General features: G+C 47.0%; 18 protein-coding genes. 17 read left to right on the top strand and 1 reads right to left on the bottom strand.

From position 1 onward, the window contains the following. The first annotated feature begins 164 nt into the window (after positions 1-164). Positions 165-377 carry a hypothetical protein gene (locus tag PQG66_RS11570; RefSeq protein WP_272037816.1) on the top strand — a complete coding sequence of 71 codons (213 nt, stop codon included), beginning with the start codon at positions 165-167 and terminating at the stop codon, positions 375-377. On the opposite strand, the gene PQG66_RS11565 is transcribed toward PQG66_RS11570, so the two are convergent. Beyond that, positions 369-956, bottom strand: a complete 588-nt coding sequence (locus PQG66_RS11565; RefSeq protein WP_272037815.1) for a hypothetical protein — start codon at positions 954-956, stop codon at positions 369-371. The two genes, PQG66_RS11570 and PQG66_RS11565, sit on opposite strands and share 9 nt — an antisense overlap. Before the next feature lie 71 nt (positions 957-1,027). Here PQG66_RS11565 and PQG66_RS11560 point away from each other — a divergent pair, with 71 nt between their 5' ends. The 16 genes from PQG66_RS11560 (at position 1,028) to PQG66_RS11485 (ending at position 16,158) form a co-directional block, all read left to right on the top strand. Next, on the top strand, positions 1,028-1,918 hold the full coding sequence (locus PQG66_RS11560) for a phage terminase small subunit-related protein (protein WP_272037814.1): 891 nt from the start codon (positions 1,028-1,030) through the stop codon (positions 1,916-1,918). Beyond that, positions 1,915-3,603, top strand: coding sequence for a DNA packaging protein (locus PQG66_RS11555; protein ID WP_272037813.1), 1,689 nt, complete (start codon positions 1,915-1,917; stop codon positions 3,601-3,603). The genes PQG66_RS11560 and PQG66_RS11555 overlap by 4 nt, the downstream gene beginning before the upstream one ends. After that, a complete protein-coding gene (locus PQG66_RS11550; RefSeq protein WP_272037812.1) occupies positions 3,604-5,085 on the top strand; it encodes a phage portal protein in 1,482 nt (493 codons plus the stop codon). Then, on the top strand, positions 5,078-5,908 hold the full coding sequence (locus PQG66_RS11545; protein ID WP_272037811.1) for a phage minor head protein: 831 nt from the start codon (positions 5,078-5,080) through the stop codon (positions 5,906-5,908). Before PQG66_RS11550 ends, PQG66_RS11545 begins: the two co-directional genes overlap by 8 nt. Before the next feature lie 94 nt (positions 5,909-6,002). Beyond that, positions 6,003-7,256 carry an XkdF-like putative serine protease domain-containing protein gene (locus PQG66_RS11540; protein WP_272037810.1) on the top strand — a complete coding sequence of 418 codons (1,254 nt, stop codon included), beginning with the start codon at positions 6,003-6,005 and terminating at the stop codon, positions 7,254-7,256. Positions 7,257-7,289: 33 nt separating this feature from the next. Further along, positions 7,290-8,222: a phage major capsid protein gene (locus tag PQG66_RS11535; RefSeq protein ID WP_272037809.1), complete on the top strand. Its 933-nt coding sequence runs from the start codon at positions 7,290-7,292 to the stop codon at positions 8,220-8,222. Beyond that, on the top strand, positions 8,222-8,566 hold the full coding sequence (locus PQG66_RS11530) for a Rho termination factor N-terminal domain-containing protein (protein ID WP_272037808.1): 345 nt from the start codon (positions 8,222-8,224) through the stop codon (positions 8,564-8,566). The genes PQG66_RS11535 and PQG66_RS11530 overlap by 1 nt, the downstream gene beginning before the upstream one ends. Continuing rightward, on the top strand, positions 8,535-8,921 hold the full coding sequence (locus tag PQG66_RS11525; protein WP_272037807.1) for a hypothetical protein: 387 nt from the start codon (positions 8,535-8,537) through the stop codon (positions 8,919-8,921). Before PQG66_RS11530 ends, PQG66_RS11525 begins: the two co-directional genes overlap by 32 nt. After that, positions 8,918-9,241 carry a hypothetical protein gene (locus PQG66_RS11520; RefSeq protein ID WP_272037806.1) on the top strand — a complete coding sequence of 108 codons (324 nt, stop codon included), beginning with the start codon at positions 8,918-8,920 and terminating at the stop codon, positions 9,239-9,241. Before PQG66_RS11525 ends, PQG66_RS11520 begins: the two co-directional genes overlap by 4 nt. Then, positions 9,231-9,755, top strand: a complete 525-nt coding sequence (locus tag PQG66_RS11515; RefSeq protein WP_272037805.1) for an HK97 gp10 family phage protein — start codon at positions 9,231-9,233, stop codon at positions 9,753-9,755. The genes PQG66_RS11520 and PQG66_RS11515 overlap by 11 nt, the downstream gene beginning before the upstream one ends. Then, positions 9,755-10,222 carry a hypothetical protein gene (locus PQG66_RS11510; protein ID WP_272037804.1) on the top strand — a complete coding sequence of 156 codons (468 nt, stop codon included), beginning with the start codon at positions 9,755-9,757 and terminating at the stop codon, positions 10,220-10,222. Before PQG66_RS11515 ends, PQG66_RS11510 begins: the two co-directional genes overlap by 1 nt. Next, entirely contained in the window at positions 10,219-10,464 is a 246-nt protein-coding gene (locus PQG66_RS11505) for a hypothetical protein (RefSeq protein ID WP_272037803.1), read from the top strand. The genes PQG66_RS11510 and PQG66_RS11505 overlap by 4 nt, the downstream gene beginning before the upstream one ends. Further along, positions 10,445-11,797, top strand: coding sequence for a phage tail sheath subtilisin-like domain-containing protein (locus PQG66_RS11500; RefSeq protein WP_272037802.1), 1,353 nt, complete (start codon positions 10,445-10,447; stop codon positions 11,795-11,797). Before PQG66_RS11505 ends, PQG66_RS11500 begins: the two co-directional genes overlap by 20 nt. A 3-nt stretch (positions 11,798-11,800) precedes the next feature. Beyond that, positions 11,801-12,244: a phage tail tube protein gene (locus PQG66_RS11495; protein WP_272037801.1), complete on the top strand. Its 444-nt coding sequence runs from the start codon at positions 11,801-11,803 to the stop codon at positions 12,242-12,244. 63 nt (positions 12,245-12,307) lie between these two features. Then, on the top strand, positions 12,308-12,718 hold the full coding sequence (locus tag PQG66_RS11490; RefSeq protein ID WP_272037800.1) for a hypothetical protein: 411 nt from the start codon (positions 12,308-12,310) through the stop codon (positions 12,716-12,718). A 158-nt stretch (positions 12,719-12,876) separates the two neighbouring features. Further along, a complete protein-coding gene (locus PQG66_RS11485) occupies positions 12,877-16,158 on the top strand; it encodes a hypothetical protein (RefSeq protein WP_272037799.1) in 3,282 nt (1,093 codons plus the stop codon).

The following is a 16,158-nucleotide window of genomic DNA, read 5'->3' as shown; positions in this document are numbered from 1 at the left end:
ACTCCCATTTAGACAAACATTGCGGAAATAAAAAGGAGGACGCTGTAACGTCCCCCTGATCACCCAGGGTATCCCCCGGCTGAGATAGCGGCCCGCCGCGCGCGGCATTTATCGACACCGCCGCTATCTCGCATTCCATCATACAGGAAAGCCGAGGGGTACGCATGAGAACGCCAGATGAAATTTTGTTGCAGCATGAGCTTGAAGTCATGGAGGGCATCCTTGAATCAAAAGAACAGTATCGTAAAATCGTCAAGGCAGCAATTGCCCAATGGGTTAAAGACCTACAGGCTGGACATATAAAGATGCAGACGGTTCAGGATCTAGAACGTCTCATCGAGTTGGATATTAAGCTTCAGCAGGACGAACTAATCTGATTTTTTTAATACTCGTTCAATTATTGTCAAGTGAAGTGAAATTATGTTGTCTATCTTCCGATGTTCTTTTTCTAGAATTTTTTTAGCTTGATGAAATGTGTAAATGATAAATATCAACCTAAGTGCAAAGAGAATTAAGTTATTAATCATAGTTAAGGATGTTTTAATATACTCAACATCCTTAGAGCTATTATACATTCCAACTGATATAGGAACTAGACTAGTAGTTGTAGCTAAAATCAAGCTAATTGGAATTGAGTATTGACCTATAATGTCTGGAAAGGTAGTAAAACTATTTAGATTACGCTTCTCTAATAGCTCTATGTGTGTATATTCAAACTTGTTAGGAGATTGTTTTTTAAGAATGCTATATGCCTCATAATATTTTGGTATATCTTTCTTTTTTCCTAACATGTTTTCACTAATAATATCTTTTAAGTATTTATTGATTATCCGGTATGTTTTTTTAATATCTTTACCTGAGAAGATTTTAGCTGCAATTCTAATAGATAACAGAATAACTATTGAAATTGCAGCACTAAATAATCCTTCTTTTCCAATGTGTTCGAGTTGTAACAATTGTAGACTCCTCCTTTGATTTATATATCGTCAAATTTAAGATAAATATTTGGGGGTGGTGATGAATGTAGATGGCCAGAGAGAGAAGTCCTGAACGGGACAAGGCTAAACTGATGTGGCTGGAGAGCGGCGGGACGATGAAGCTAAAAGACATCGCCGCCGCTCTTTCTGTTCCCGAATCCAGGGTCCGTAAATGGAAGTCCATGGATCGTTGGGAAGACGAATTGAATGGGAGCGTTTTGGGTGAATCCAAAGGGAGCGCTCCAAATGGAGCGAATGGGAGCGTTCCGAAATCAAGGGGAGCGCCCAAAGGCAACAAGAATGCAGTTGGCAATAAAGGCGGCGCTCCCCGAGGTAACCAGAATGCTGTGGGGAACCGTGGCGGTGAAGGTGGTCCATATCGAAACAAGCATGCGCTCAAGACTGGCATGTATGAAACAATTTTCCTGGATGCGTTAGAGCCTGATGAACAGGAAATGTTTGTGCAGATCGACACGTCGCCACTTGTACAGCTTGAGGAACAACTAATCATGCTAACTCTTCAGGAACGCCGGCACATGAAACGGGTCAAGCTACTTGAAGAAGGTCTGACTGACGAGGAACGTAAGACCAAGCAGGAACTTATGGAACGTCAGGACAAGGTTTCTATGTTGAGCCCTAAGACGGGAAAACAAATCACAGTGCCTGTTACCACTGAGGGAATGAAGGTCACCGAGATCACTACCGTTGTCACGTCTAAGCTGGATAAGATCCTCAAACAAGAGGAAGCCCTAGTGAAGACGAGGGATAAGAAGCTGCGGGTCATTAATCTGATTGCCAGCCTACAGCAAAAAGAAGAGAAATTGAGAATCGCCCGTGAACGTCTTGAACTGGACAAGTATAAGGCGTTGGGTCATGGCGGTGATGAGGGAGAAGGTGATGACGATGAAGATGAAGACGATGGGGATGATTTAGATTGGTGATCGCAATAGCAAAGGAACACCGTCGTCGAATCAAGCGTAAGCTGCAACAACGACCGGACAAGTTGGCCGAATTGAAGGCGATCCTGCTTGATTTCGAACAGTTTTGTTACCGCATGCTCAAGATTAAAGACAAGTCCGGGGCCATGGTTCGGTTAATCCTCAATGATGCCCAGCGGCGTTATGCTGCCAAAGTAATTGAGGATCTAGAAGCAGGGAAGCCCGTTCGAATTATCATACTTAAAGCCAGACAAATGGGATTTTCCACTGTGACAGAGGCGTTAATCTACTATTTCACGTCCCTGCAGGAAGCAAAGAATGCATTTATTGTTGCTCAGTCCTCGGATGCTTCAAGTAACCTATTCGACATGTTCCAGCTTTACTATGAAAAGGTGCCTTCGGTTATCCAGCCAATGACTCGAAAGAACAATGCCAAGAAGCTGACTTTTGAGAATCCCGCGATCCGGACAGCAGACCGCCGAAGGAATCCAGGGCTGAAATCAAAGATCACTGTTCAAACAGCGGAAAGCCGGGTACTTGCCCGTTCGGATACGATTCATTACCTGCATGCATCCGAAGTGGCGTTCTGGCCTGCGAAAAAAAAGAAACGTCACTTGTTGTCACTCTTGGCCGCACTGTCCAAGGAAGCTGGGAGTATTGGAATTATTGAATCCACAGCGAATGGTATGGAAGAGTTTAAGCAAATATGGGATGCAGCCGTCAAGGGCGAGAATGATTTTTCTCCGCTCTTTTTTGCATGGTTTGAAATGCCAGATTACCGCAAGCCGTTACCGCCTGGCTTTGAACTGACCGAAGATGAATTGGAGCTAAAAGCAAAATTCGGTTTGGATGATGAGCAGTTGCAATGGCGACGGTATACCATACGGAACGATTGTGGTGGCGATCCGCGGCAATTCGATCAAGAATACCCTTCCGAACCAGATGACGCATTCTTATTGTCTGGTGAAGGAATCTTCGATAACAAATTCATCAAGCGATTGCGGGATGCGATTGAGCTTAAAGGTAGCCGTTACGAAGTGGATTTTGTTAAGGAGAAGGTTAGCCCAGCACACGCAGGAGAACTGGTCATCTATCGTCAGCCGGAGCAGGGGAAACGGTACATTCTGTCCGCAGATACGGCCAAGGGAACCGAGGATGGCGACTATGATGCAGCTTATGTGATCGATGCACGTACAGGTGAAATGTGTGCCGCACTTTACGGCAAATGGGATACCGACTTATACGGTAAAAAGCTAAACAGGCTCGGTTTGTATTACAACACAGCACTGCTGGCAGTTGAGAATAACAACACCGGGGAATCTGTTCTCAATACGTTGTTCAACACATGTCATTACCCGCTGCTGTTCCTGCACAAGAAGGGCAAGCTTGGATGGGAAACCAATAAGGCAACCAGACCTGTCATGATATCCGACTTCAAGGAAGCCATTCGGGATGAGCTGTACGATATTTACTGTCCTGATCTGTACAGTGAGTGTATGACGTTTATTGATAACAAAGGGAAGGCCGAAGCGGATAGCGGTTGTCACGATGACCGTATCATGGCTTATTCCATTGCCCTGCAGGTGCGTCAGGTAGCTGATAAGTGGTTCGAATGGTTCAAGAGAAAACAACAGCAACAGGAGGAATCGAAGCATGAAGAACACAATGGGGGAGCGGGGTGGATTTAATTGAGTGATGGCAATGCGACATGGGTTTCATTTGCAAAGGAAGAAGGGAAGCACATTCCATCGAGCGCCCAGCTTCCCGATGTATTCGACAGCTTATACGATCAGCACGGCCTGTTGCCATTCGAACCAGGTAACGATCCGACCAGCTGCAGACAACTTGTGAAGAACAGCAACATCATTCCTCAGTGCATCGAGGCCTATAGGCGGAACATCGCTGGACATGGTATCGCACTGGAATATTTGCCGGGTGAGAGTGACGATACAGCCAAGGAAGAATGGAACCTCGCTGAACGCTTCTTGGAGACTTGTAACCTTCAAGACAATCCTGAGGAAATAATCGGTGAGCTTATTGAGGACTTGGAAAGTACAGGGATGGCTAATTTGGAAGTTGCTTGGCCGAGCGGGAGTGAATTCCCGACGATCTTTCGGATGAATCCGAAATTTGTACGGTACACCAAGGAAAGCAAACAGGCAACAATTAAACGGAAAATCCGAATCAGCTCCACAAAAAAGATTGAAGAATTCTCACAACAAATCTATGCCCGGCGGTATGCCATGAAGCGTGGTACATCAGTAGTGTGGTTTCGACTATTCGGGACTGAGGGTGAGGGCAATCAAATCATTCCTTTATGCATCGGGGACGATGAGGGTTATGGTGAACCCCGTTGGTTCGGCAACGCCCCTGGTGTAGTTGGTTCCCGGGAAGCTGAGGAACTGAACGTGTCCTATTTCAGCAATGGCCGTATGCTCTCCATGATCTTAACGGTCACAAATGGACGCCTTACGAAGCAATCCATGGAGCTGCTGAAGAATGTGAAAGGTTCACAGTCCCAGGGGGGCATTTTGTACCTCGAAGCACAAGGCAAAGAGACAGGCGGGCCGTTGGATGAAAAGGTGGAGAAGGTATCTGTCAATTTGGACAAGCTGAATGACCTTCTGCAGCAGGATGCCTTGTTCCTGGAGTATGGAAAAGAGAAGAAGGCAGATATCCTGTCATCCTTCCGCTTGCCGCCGATTCTTGTCGGGCAAAGCTCAGACTATAATCGGGCGACAGCTCAGGCAGCGTTGGCATTTGCTGAAGAGCAGGTCTTTGAGCCGTATCGCAAATGGATCATGAACGAGATCTTCAATAAGCGTCTGTTCCCAGCCATGGGAATCTTTCGAGTGAAGGCAGTCCTCCGTGCACCAAGCATTATTGATCCTGAGGACCGCAAGGCAATGTTGGACTTTATTGCTGATCGTGGCATTATGCTGGTTCGTGACTTGATTCCAATCGCAGAGGATGTCCTTGGTACGACAATCGATGAAAGCAAGTACAGCCCGGAATACCTGGATACGCCGATTGCCCAACTGGCAGGAAGCCAGCCGGCTATTCTTGATCCTGAAGGCGAAGGCGATACTAACGATCTGCAGGAGCGTGTTTCAATCATCGCCAAGCGTCTATTACGAAAGGGATCTGCTGAGGTGGGCGTCCATGTGTGAGTCTTGTTGGAAACTGATTGCTAAAGCAGATGATGATGAGTTTCTGGATAGTCTGGAATTGTCATACGTGGAGCGTAAGCTGCTGGAAGAGTTGTACAAGCAGGGTGAGGACCGGATCATGGAAATATTGGAGCTGCAAGGTCAGGCACTCCAGAATGCGATAGCTGAACTGAGCGAGGAATCGCTTGGTGACATCGGTGAGCTGGGAAAGGTTCTCCTTGCATTGCACACATCCGATGTCTTTAGTGATCTGTTTGAAACAGCGGTGCAAGAAGCGTTTGAACCGTTATTCGATCTAGCAGGAGAAACGGAACTGCTGCAGCTGGACGAGGAAAAGATTTGGAGTACGGGGAATAAGGCTGCTAAACATTTTGTTAAGGAGATCCGTGACCTGGTACCAGATATGAACAAAGCTTCCACGGACACATTACTGCGAAGCTTTGAAAAAGCGATTGAGGAAGGAAAGACACCATCGGAACGTGCGTTGTTGGTGCAAGAGATCAGCGCTATAGCTGCCACGGGTGAAGATGGACCTTTTACCATGCAACGAGCTCAGCGGATCTCACGAACCATGAGTACAGCAGCAGCCAACGGTGGTAAGTTGGAAGGTTGGAAGCAGTCTGAGGTTGCTAAAGGAAAGAAATGGCGTTCGGCTGCCGGTACGAGAACCCGAAAGACTCACCGCAAGGCAAATGGTCAAACGGTGGATCTGGATAAGCTCTTTAAGGTTGGCAGAAGCAAGTTGATGTATCCTGGTGATCCTGCCGGATCTCCTGAAGAAATCATGAATTGCCGCTGCTCGATGCAGCTGGTACTTGATTAGTGAGGTGAACTGAATATGAGAAGTGTTGGTATGGTGCTGTTGTGGTCATGCCTGTTTGCTATGGAGTTATATATGAGAGGAGGTGAAAGAAGAAATGACTTTCAAAATGAAGGACGCAAAAATTACGCACTTGTCGCTCGTGGATAAGGGGGCCAACGGTGTACCGTTTGCTATTATCAAGGCGGCAGGCAAAAATGCCATTCAGAAACAGGTCCAGATCGCAAAGGTGGACGACACAAAGCACATCGTTATCGGTGTGGTGTATCAACCAGATGTGGAAGATGCCCATGGTGACATGATGGATGCTGTGGAGATCGAGAAGGCAGCTCATTTGTTCATGGAGAATCAGCATACCTACAACATCGATAAGCAGCACGACCTGGATGCTGACAAGGGGTATGTGGTCGAATCCTATATTGCTCCGTGTGATATGGAGATTGGTGATCAAGTGATTTCTAAAGGATCATGGGTCGCTGGCGTTAAAGTCACTGACGATGATACATGGGAAGACATACAAAAGGGTGAGATAACTGGATTTTCCATGTTTGGCGTTGGTAAACGTGAGGAAGTCGAGGATACAGAGGTGTCTAAAGGTCTCTTGCACAACATTAAAAAGGCGATTACTGCAGCAGTAGCACCGATCATCAAAGGGGTTGTAGCTGACAAATACAATAAGAACCGGAAGAACCGCGAATTTTGGGCAGCGCAAGACGCCCTGAACGCGGTTCTTTTTCGTTGGGACTCATGGGAATCAGGTATGGAAACAGATCCCGAGGTTATTCGTGATGCCTTACAGGATTTCGTTGAGATTGCCCAGGACGTATTGGTGCAGGAAGACATCGTGAAGGCCATTGGTACCCCGCCCGAGCAGATCGCCAAAGCTGGGAAGAAAATTTCCGCAGGTAATCTCAAGCATGTTGATGACGCCATTGCTGCATTAACCGAATTAAAAAACAAGACAGCTCCAGCAGATGATGAGGGGCAAGAGGAGGAAGAAGATTTGAAAGCAGATGACATTGTAAAAGCCGTACAGGCTGCCGTTGGACCTATTGTTAAACAAATGGAAGTATTGGCTGCTGATGTGACTGAATTAAAGAAACAGGATGGCGAAAGCGATCCAGATCCTAATGCTGGAACACCCGATGCAGGGAAGGATGCAGATCCTCAAGCAGATGCGGTGACCGACGCTATTGCCAAGGCTCTTGAACCATTGACCCAGCAAATGAACACGCTGGCTGCTGACGTACAGATCGTCAAAAACAGCCGTGGTGGATCTGCTCAGGGTGGCGCGCAAGATGAAAATATTCAGAAGTCAGAAGAAGCTGTAAGCTTCAGCGGCTTACTCTAATTTTCTTAAAATCGAAGGGAGATTATTAAACATATGAGAACCAATGGACAGATCGTTAAATCGACTACCGTTACAACCATGGATACACCGGCACTTAACTATCAGCAAGTGGATGCATTTATGGCTATGGCTTATGAATCGACGGAGTTCTTGAAAGGCATTCGCACGATTACCCGCACAAGTGCCAAGGGTACAATTGACAAAATTGGGGTAACTGGTCGTAATCTTCGTGGCAAGGTGGAGAACAACATGGCCACCAATATTACAGGACCTACGTTCCCGCAAGTTCCTTATGCGGTTGCACCAGTTGTGTTGCCGTTCGAGATTACGGAAGAGTTTATCCGCCAGACGCAGCGCGTTCGCGGTCAAGATGCTGAAGCTATCATCATGACGGCAATGACGAAGAACTATGGTGATAACATGCAGGATCTCGGATTTAATGGTGATACAGCAACACCAAACACTGATCCAGATTACGACTTCTTGAAAATCAATGATGGCTGGTTGAAGGTAGCAAAAGAAAAAGGCAACGTCATCGACTGGTCAACACTTCCAACCGATAAGAAGGTCGGGATTTTCTTTGAACTGGAACGTTCTATTCCGACGCGTCTACGCGCAGCGGGTGTGTTCAAATATTTCATGCACCCTAACACGTTCTCCGAACGACTGCAGAAACTGGCTGAAAAAGATACCAGTGCATCGATCCAATTGCAAATCATGGGCGGCGTGAAGAAAATTAATTCTTATGATGTTGAGGAAGTGGCACATATGCCAGAGGGTGCGGTGATCTTCACGTATCACCAAAACTTTGCTTTGGTAAACACCTATGACATGCAGATCCGCAAAACGACAGAAGGTAAAGAAGCCATTTATGCGGATAAACGATTCTATGCTATCCACTCTGACTTGGATTCTATTTTTGAAGAGCCTGCAGCAGTAGGTTATGCAGAAGGGGTGACGTTCTAATGCCGTACATCACATATCGCGGGAAAAATGCCTCATTGATGCTGCATGGAATCCGATTTCCGGCTAAGGTTCCCGTTTTGGTTGAAAGCGAGACAACGGCCAAGCATTTTCGTGAGCGAAATGATTTCGAAGTTAATGATGAAAAGGTCATTCCCTTGGAAGACCTGACTGTACCACAGCTCAAAGATAAGGCTAAAGACGCCAAAATTGAAGGTTTTTCGGATATGAAGAAGTCCGAATTGATTAAAGCCTTGAAAGGCGAAGACTCACTGCCGCCTGTAGGCAAAAATGCGGAGGGAGCTGACGGTCAAGGTGCTGACAGCAACGATCCTCCAACAGCGTAGTCGAGTTTCTCCCGTTCAGGAGGCAACACCTGAGCAATTGGATCAGTATATTGATGACGCCCAGGTTCGAATCGAACTCTATTTACCCATTCCCTTTCCTGAAATTGTGGATCGGCAGCTCATGCTTGCATGGGTGAAGTTGGCTGAAGGGCTTGCCCTGCAGGACAGTGAGGAATACTTGGCAGCTGTCGCCCGGAACTATGCTTCCGAGAGCGATGGGGCTTGGACATACACCCGGCAGGCCATCGCAGGTAAGACCACGGGGAACCCGGATGTGGATGCGATCTTATTCTTGTGGGTGAAGAAACAACAGGAAGGGCCGGATGATGGTAACATCACGGCCTATTTGCTGTGAATCATCGGTTTAAAACGCCGCTTGCTGTGTACCGGGTAGGAAGTAAGCGGGACGGTGATGATCTGTTCAACGATAGAAAGACGGGCAAGGTGGCAGACCTAAAGTGTCATATCATAAAGACGGAAACCTCAGACAAGGCAGATGTTAAACCGGTTATGTACATCGTCAAGAAGACGGTCGGTGTTCCAAAAATGGCTGACGTGAGAATCAGCGACGAGGTTGTTCTGATTGGTCGCCGATATTTGGTGATCGATGCAAATCCACGCAGGTACTGGATGGAATTGCTGCTGACATGTGAGGTGAAGGGCAATGATCGTTAACGACTTCGATGGGCTGGCCAGACGATTCAAGAAGCTGGCTGATCAAGGCATGAGGCGAGTCTTGACCAACGTTGCTGAAGCGATGGGCGAAAGCCTGCTGAATCACATCATCGATGAGATAAACCGTCAGGATCTGATTGATACGGGTCTGATGTGGAACTCGTTTACTCGCGGTGGAGAAGGAAACGTATGGGAATGGGACGTTGATCGTAATGCCATCACATTGGAAGTCGGTTCCGATCTCGGATCTGGTTCGTCAAATCAAAACGACTGGGGCTATCCTCGGTTGATCAATGAAGGGTACACAATCCATAAGGCTCACTTTGTGCCAGGCTACTGGAACAGTGGTGGGTCTTTTGTGTATGACCGTAATGCCAAAGGGGGATTTATGGCAAAGCCGCGTAGCTTCATCGGTCGTAAGTATTTCGATATTGCGGTGGCTCAATTTGAAGGCGGTATGAATCAGCTCATCATACAACGCCTAGAGAAAGAGTTAGAAAGGGTGTTGCGTTGATGGATGCGGGTTTAAAAGCTTGGGCTGAGATTGTTCGTACAGTGTACCCGGATCTGACCATCCTACGGGATCGGGCGCAGTGGCTGGCGGGGAACTTTGAAACTCCATCCGTATTTATTGAAACGGATCTCGTATCTGATAAGGTCAGTACCCCGCGTGCTAACCGAATTATGGAGGACGCGGGTCTGGTGTTCCATTTTGACAAGGAACGAGTGACGGAAGAAGACGAAGGGGAACCCATCCCCTTTGATCTGACGCCATTCTTCATGTTCTTACGTCAGAGGAAGTACCTCTACGCTTCGAAACGCTTTGGTATTGCAATGATTATGGAGCCACCGCGTAACCGTCCCGAAAAGGATCGGATTGAGGTCACCTGCAGGTATTCATATCTGCTTAGCGTTCCGAAGATCCCGGTACCGAAGATTAATGAATTCCACATTGGATATGGAAAGGAGCTCACCCCATGAGCACAACACGCAAGGACAAGCTTGTGCCCGCAGCTCAACAAGATTTGAACAAGCGGACCAAGCAGGAATGGATTGAGGGTGCAGCTATCTTGAAGCATGAACGCTTTGAGGTAGCAGGTGCCCTTTTTGACTGTAAAGAAGACGTGTTGCTATCTCAGCAAGACGTACAAACCCGACTGGTTGCCTATTTGCGTCCAGCGGTAAAGAAGGAGGAAACGTTGAATGTCGATTCAGAGAGTTAGGCCAGGGGCATATATCGATTTAATCGCACTGGCTAAGGCCAGAGTGGTGCCGGTGACAGGGCGTGTGCTGATCCCGTATCAAGCTGAGTGGGGTGCGGTCAATCAGGCTGTTGATATGGCGGACATGTCTGAACGTTTGAAGGAAAGCGGTCTGCAGGTGGATGAGCTAGAGCTGGCATCCGAAACAGGCGCAACCGTGGTCGGGTACCGGGTGACGAATGGATCTGAAAAGGCTGCTGCTGTCACGGTTAGCGATAGTTATACCATTGAAGCGCGTTATCCTGGATTACGCGGTAATGATTTTGAGTACATGATCCGGGCCAGCTTGGTAGACGCCACTAAAAAAGAGATTATCATCCGAGATACCAAAGGGATTTACGATACAGAGACGTTCTTGCTGGCTGATAAAGCTGCAGCAGAGGAAGCCCTGAAGAAATCCAATATGGTCCGACTTAAATCTACTGGTGCGGTGGATCTGGCAGATGTGGCATACACACCACTGACAGGCGCTGTGTCTGGAACGGCAACAATCACTGCAGCTGATTGGAGTCGAGTCTTTAATCGGGTGGATGGTCTGACATTCGACGTGTTCTATCTGTCGTCCACAGATGCTGCAGTTCAAGCGGCTGCCAAACAGTGGCTCCTTGATCGCCGTACGAAAGCCCGTAGACTTGCACAATTAGTTGTTGCCGGAATTGCATTGGACGATACTGACATTGAAAAGCACAATACGCGTAGCCGAGCCATGAACGCCCGTTTCATTGTTAACTGTTCTCTTGCTGGTACACACATCAACGGCAAGACATACAACTCGGTTCAATGGGCAGCATGGGTGGCTGGTCTGATGGCTGGTACGCCTGCGAACAAATCATTCACAGGTACGAAGGTGCCAATGACACAAGCGGCTATAGACTGGAGTCATAGCGAAGTCATGAAAGGTCTGGCCGAAGGTACGCTCATGGCAACGCGTGATGGATATGACTATATCATCGAATCAGCGATCAATACGCTAACCACGATGGGTCCAGGTGAACGTGAGGACTTCGGGAAGATTCGTGTATCCATGACAATTGACCAGGTTTTAAATGACATCTACAGCACAGCTAAGAAGTGGAAGGCTAGGCTTGATAACGACAAGAATGGTCGGGGGATGTTCATCGCGGCAGTTCTTGAATACTTGGCAATCCGCAGGAGTCAGAAGGCAATCGATGAGGGTTATACTTTCACGGAAGATCCGAATAACGTGAGTGACTTCGATTACGCCTATTTCAAACTATATGCCAAACCGCTTGATGCCATCGAAGCATTTTATATCACATGGGAGGTGGCATAGTAGATGGAACGCGAACTTATTGGCCGAAATCTCTCGGTAGAAGATGATAACGGGGATGCAGTTCAGACTATCAAGGAAATTGAAGTCACACTGAACCCTGAAACATTGGATGTTGTCCGAGCTCGACGGATGGCGAAGACAAAACAAATCGTAGGTTATGAGATCCCTGTGAAACTGGTCATGTCCAAGTTGGAATCCAGGATGCGTTATCGTCTGTTGGAGGACTTTAAAAAAGGTAAGACCATGTTCCTCGATCGCATCACTGGTTCCTTGGAAGATATGCAAACGGGAAATACTGAACGGGTTCTTTTGACCGGGATTCACATTCACGGCAACATGGATATTTTGGTTGCCCAGATCGACAGCAATACAGGTATCGATATCACGTTGGAGGGAACAGCTACAGACTTCGAGTTTGTTGAACAATTCCCGGAATACATGGCATAGGAGCGGGCAACCGTTCCTTTTCTTTCTTGTCAAACAACTTATAAAACATTGGAGGAATTAATAGTGAGCGACAAATTACAGAAATATCTTGCTGCCGGCACAGCTGCAGCTGAACCAGAACAGATTGTTGTTGAAGTTGATGGAGAGGAATGGTCTGTCCGTCGTCTGACTACCATGGATTTACGTCGTGCCTATGAAGTGGCATATAACGATGACGGCACACCAAAAGGGAATTTTAACGACATCGACGCGATGATCGTGAAGGCAACTGAACACGAATTTGATTGGAAAAACATCGAACTCCTGAAGGCTTACAATTGCGTGACTAAAAATGAACTGCCACCCCGTATGCTTAACGACCCAGATCATTATGCGATCTTGGCAAAAGCTGTTCGGAATTTTAAAGAGACGAAGGAAGAGCTGCTGAAAGAAGCAAAAAACTCATCCGGCGAGACGGCGAAGCAAGCTGGGTAGCATCCTTTTGGATCAACCAGAAGAAACTGCCTGCAGACGTCTTGCCGTATGAAGTCAATAAGAACAGGCAATATCATTTTTGCTTGGCAGCATCGATGTTGGCCGAAGAAGAAATGAAGAAGCTTAACAAAAAATAGGCCGGGAAGGGGGTGCACATTATGGCTACGGCCAGAAGAATAACGGTACCAATAGAAGCAAGGGATCTCGTATCTGGTACGCTGCGACGTATGCAGAGTGGACTAAGAAACACGCAGGACGATGTTGGAGGGCTTCGCCGCGCTGCAGATCGGATGGGGCAAGAATTTACATCATCAATTCATCGCGCTGGGGAGTCAGCCCGAGATCTGGGGGCCAGAGTCGGACAAGCAGCTGATGAGACTAGACAACTCGGACGTGCAGTCGTTGGTGATTTGTTTCGCCGGGCTCGTTCAAGTGCTGAAAACTTCCGTCGTTCCGTTTCCCGTGCTGATACAGAGGTTAGGGGTATATCTGATGCTCATGTAAGATTGCGTGCAGATGACCAGATTAGTCCGCTGATCGATAACATTTCCACCAAGATCTCGGGGCTTGCAGCATTAGGAAGTGGTCTGGTGCTGGGAGGCGGTGTGTCTGATTCCTTGTTTGGTGGGGTTACAGACTACTCTTCCGCTGTGGCCAGGAGTGCAGCGTTCTTGCCTGAGGATATTCGTTCTCAAGGAATTAATGATTTAAATGAAATTTATAAACAGGCAATTACGTCTAATAGAGCTGAGACAGTAGCCTTGTTGGCGGATGCAGCTCCGTTAATGAATGATAGGACTCAATCAAGTAGTCTAGCTCAAGAAGTTGCAAAAGCGATGTTTGTTCGACCAGACTCTAGTAAAGAAGAGAATCTGAGGGCCATCTCACAAGTATCTAATTTATTTGGAGAAACTCCTGCTCAAGCCAATGACAGCATTAACTATACCTATTCTATTGCAGGCGATAAACAACAAGATGTAGCAGACTCGTTTTGGGAATACTCTGGATTCTTTAAAAATGCAGGCAGAAGTTCTGGGCAAATGGCAAATTATTTTGCAAAGATGGCTCAGGATGGGGCATATAACTATGATAAGCCAGGGGACTTTTTCAAGGAAGTTTTCGGAGTTAAAGCTCTTAATACTGACGACATGACTAAATATTTTGAAGATCGAGGATCTGGGAAAAAGGATGCTGCTTTGCAAGCTCAAGCCTTTACAGCAGATATAAATTCATCAAATGAGCAAATATCACAAGGGGCTATCATGGCTTTGATAGCTGACTTAAAAAGTCAGGATGAGAACGAGTTAAAACAATCACTTACATCATTGGGGTCAGCGACTGCTGAAGATAATGGTGCAGCTATACTTAAAAACTTTGCTGTTCCATTCGAACCAGCTCCAGCAGAAATTGCAGGAACAACGGATAGAATGATTTCCGCACAACAGAAAGCCGATCCATTTACAGAATATCGACAAACCCGAAATCAAATGAGCGATCAAATGCAAGACATAGGCGGCACTATCATGCAAGCTTCAGTCCCTGCGATGAAGGAATTTAACGCCCTTTTGACCGACAACAAGGCTCAAATTGAAGCACTGGGATCAGGGATAGCAACGGGGATTAGTAAGGTGGTCAACCTATACAAAGAATTTGACACCTTTTTTAATTTCCTCATTGTCGGTATGGGTGGTCTTTTGGCCCTTAAAGGGACTGCGAGCATGGTGAAAGGTACAAAGAATCTTTACGGGGATGTTAAAAGTGCAGGAACTTGGGCATGGAATAAGATTCCTGGTACTCGTAAGATTGGCAACGGTGGTCCATCTCCAATCGGTGGTTCTGGTCTCGTATCCAGCATGCAGGTTAACGCCACAAGGGTTTACGTGAATGGCTCCGTCGGCGGTAGTGGCGGAAACGGCAAGAGCAAAGGGAAGGGAAAGGGAAAGGGCAAAGATAAAGGTAAGAACAAATCCACAGGTACCAGTAAAACTTCTGTTGTCAGCAGTAAAACTAAACAAGATAACAGTACTAGCGGTAAGAATAAAAATAAAGATACGAAGACCACGACCAAGCCACCAAAAACGAACTACAAAACGGATGCAAATGGTTTGTTAACTGATGCGACTAAAGGAGTAGGAGGCACCACTAAGGGAGTTTTGAAAGGTCTCGGCGTTTTAGGTACAATCGCAAATGTTGGAATGTCTGCTTATGATCTCTACGGAGTGGCAAAAGAAGAGGGTTGGAAAGAAGCACTTTCTACCAATGGCGGCTCCACTGCCGGTAGTTTGATAGGCGGGGGTATTGGGGGTTTCCTTGGTTTAGTCGGCGGCCCGCTGGGATCTGCCTTAGGAACAGCTGCTGGAAGTTGGATTGGTGAAAAACTTGGTTCATGGGCCGATTCAAGCGGCATTACTCGCGACATCGTGGATGGTGTATCAAATCTCACGAGCTCTATCAAGGATTGGATGGGATTTGGCCCCAAAAAAGAACCAGTTTTACCCCAGCTACCGAAGGAAGCATTCATTACCACAACCGCTACCACTACCAAGGAAGGCGAGCAGAAAATCAAGGAGACGATGGATAACATCGTGTCACATGTGCAGAAAAGCGGCCTAAAGCAAGGGATAAAAGATGCAATGGATGATAGCGACATTGTAAAGTCTGCAGATAAATTTAAGGATATCGTTGTAGGTATGTTTAAGGGATCTGATTCCAAAGAAGCTGAAAGTAACGTCAAAGCGGTTGGGAAAGCGGCCAAGGAAACGGAAAAACAAGCGAAAGATATGGGAGTCACCTCAAAGAACAGCACAAGGGATATAATCAGTGCCAACAGTCAGGCTGCATTAAGTTTCAGCGGTATTAGTTCATCGGCCAAGAGCGCAATCGATTTAACTCGTCGGCATCTAGAGTCGTTGTCCACAATATCCAGCAAAGGAAGCACTTGGGGCAGCAACCTCATCAGCATGATGGCATCCGGTATGATTAGCCAGATCCCGTCCTTAACCTCTGCCGTTTCTAACGCTGCCAAGATCATGCAGAACTATCTCGGATTCGCATCACCAACTGACGAAGGACCAGCTAGCAAGTCAGATAAATGGGCTCCTAACTTTGTTTCGATGTTCGCTGATGGATTGCGGCCGGATTCTATTCGAGAAAGAATGAATGTTATTGCGGGAACAATGCGTGACGGTGTAGACGGTATTGAGGGGCCGAGTATGGCCAGTAATGCAATCCCTGTCCGCACAACCCCGCTGTCTGCAGAAGCATCGAGTGGAAACAAGTCGGTAACGATCGGCAGCGTCACCATTGATCTTAGTGGAGTTGCTGCAGGTATTACGGACTTCAATTCCTTTGCAAAAGCTTTGACGAGCCCTGCAGGTCGTGCCCTGATCCGTGACGTAGCTGGCGAAGAGATTTACAAAGCATTGGAGACAGGGGGTTAA

Origin of the sequence: Paenibacillus sp. JJ-100, assembly GCF_948329825.1 — a bacterium.
In the GTDB taxonomy this organism is placed as follows: Bacteria; Bacillota; Bacilli; order Paenibacillales; family Paenibacillaceae; genus Paenibacillus.
Note: the sequence above shows the minus strand (reverse complement) of the source record. Positions and strands in the feature narration are given on the sequence as shown.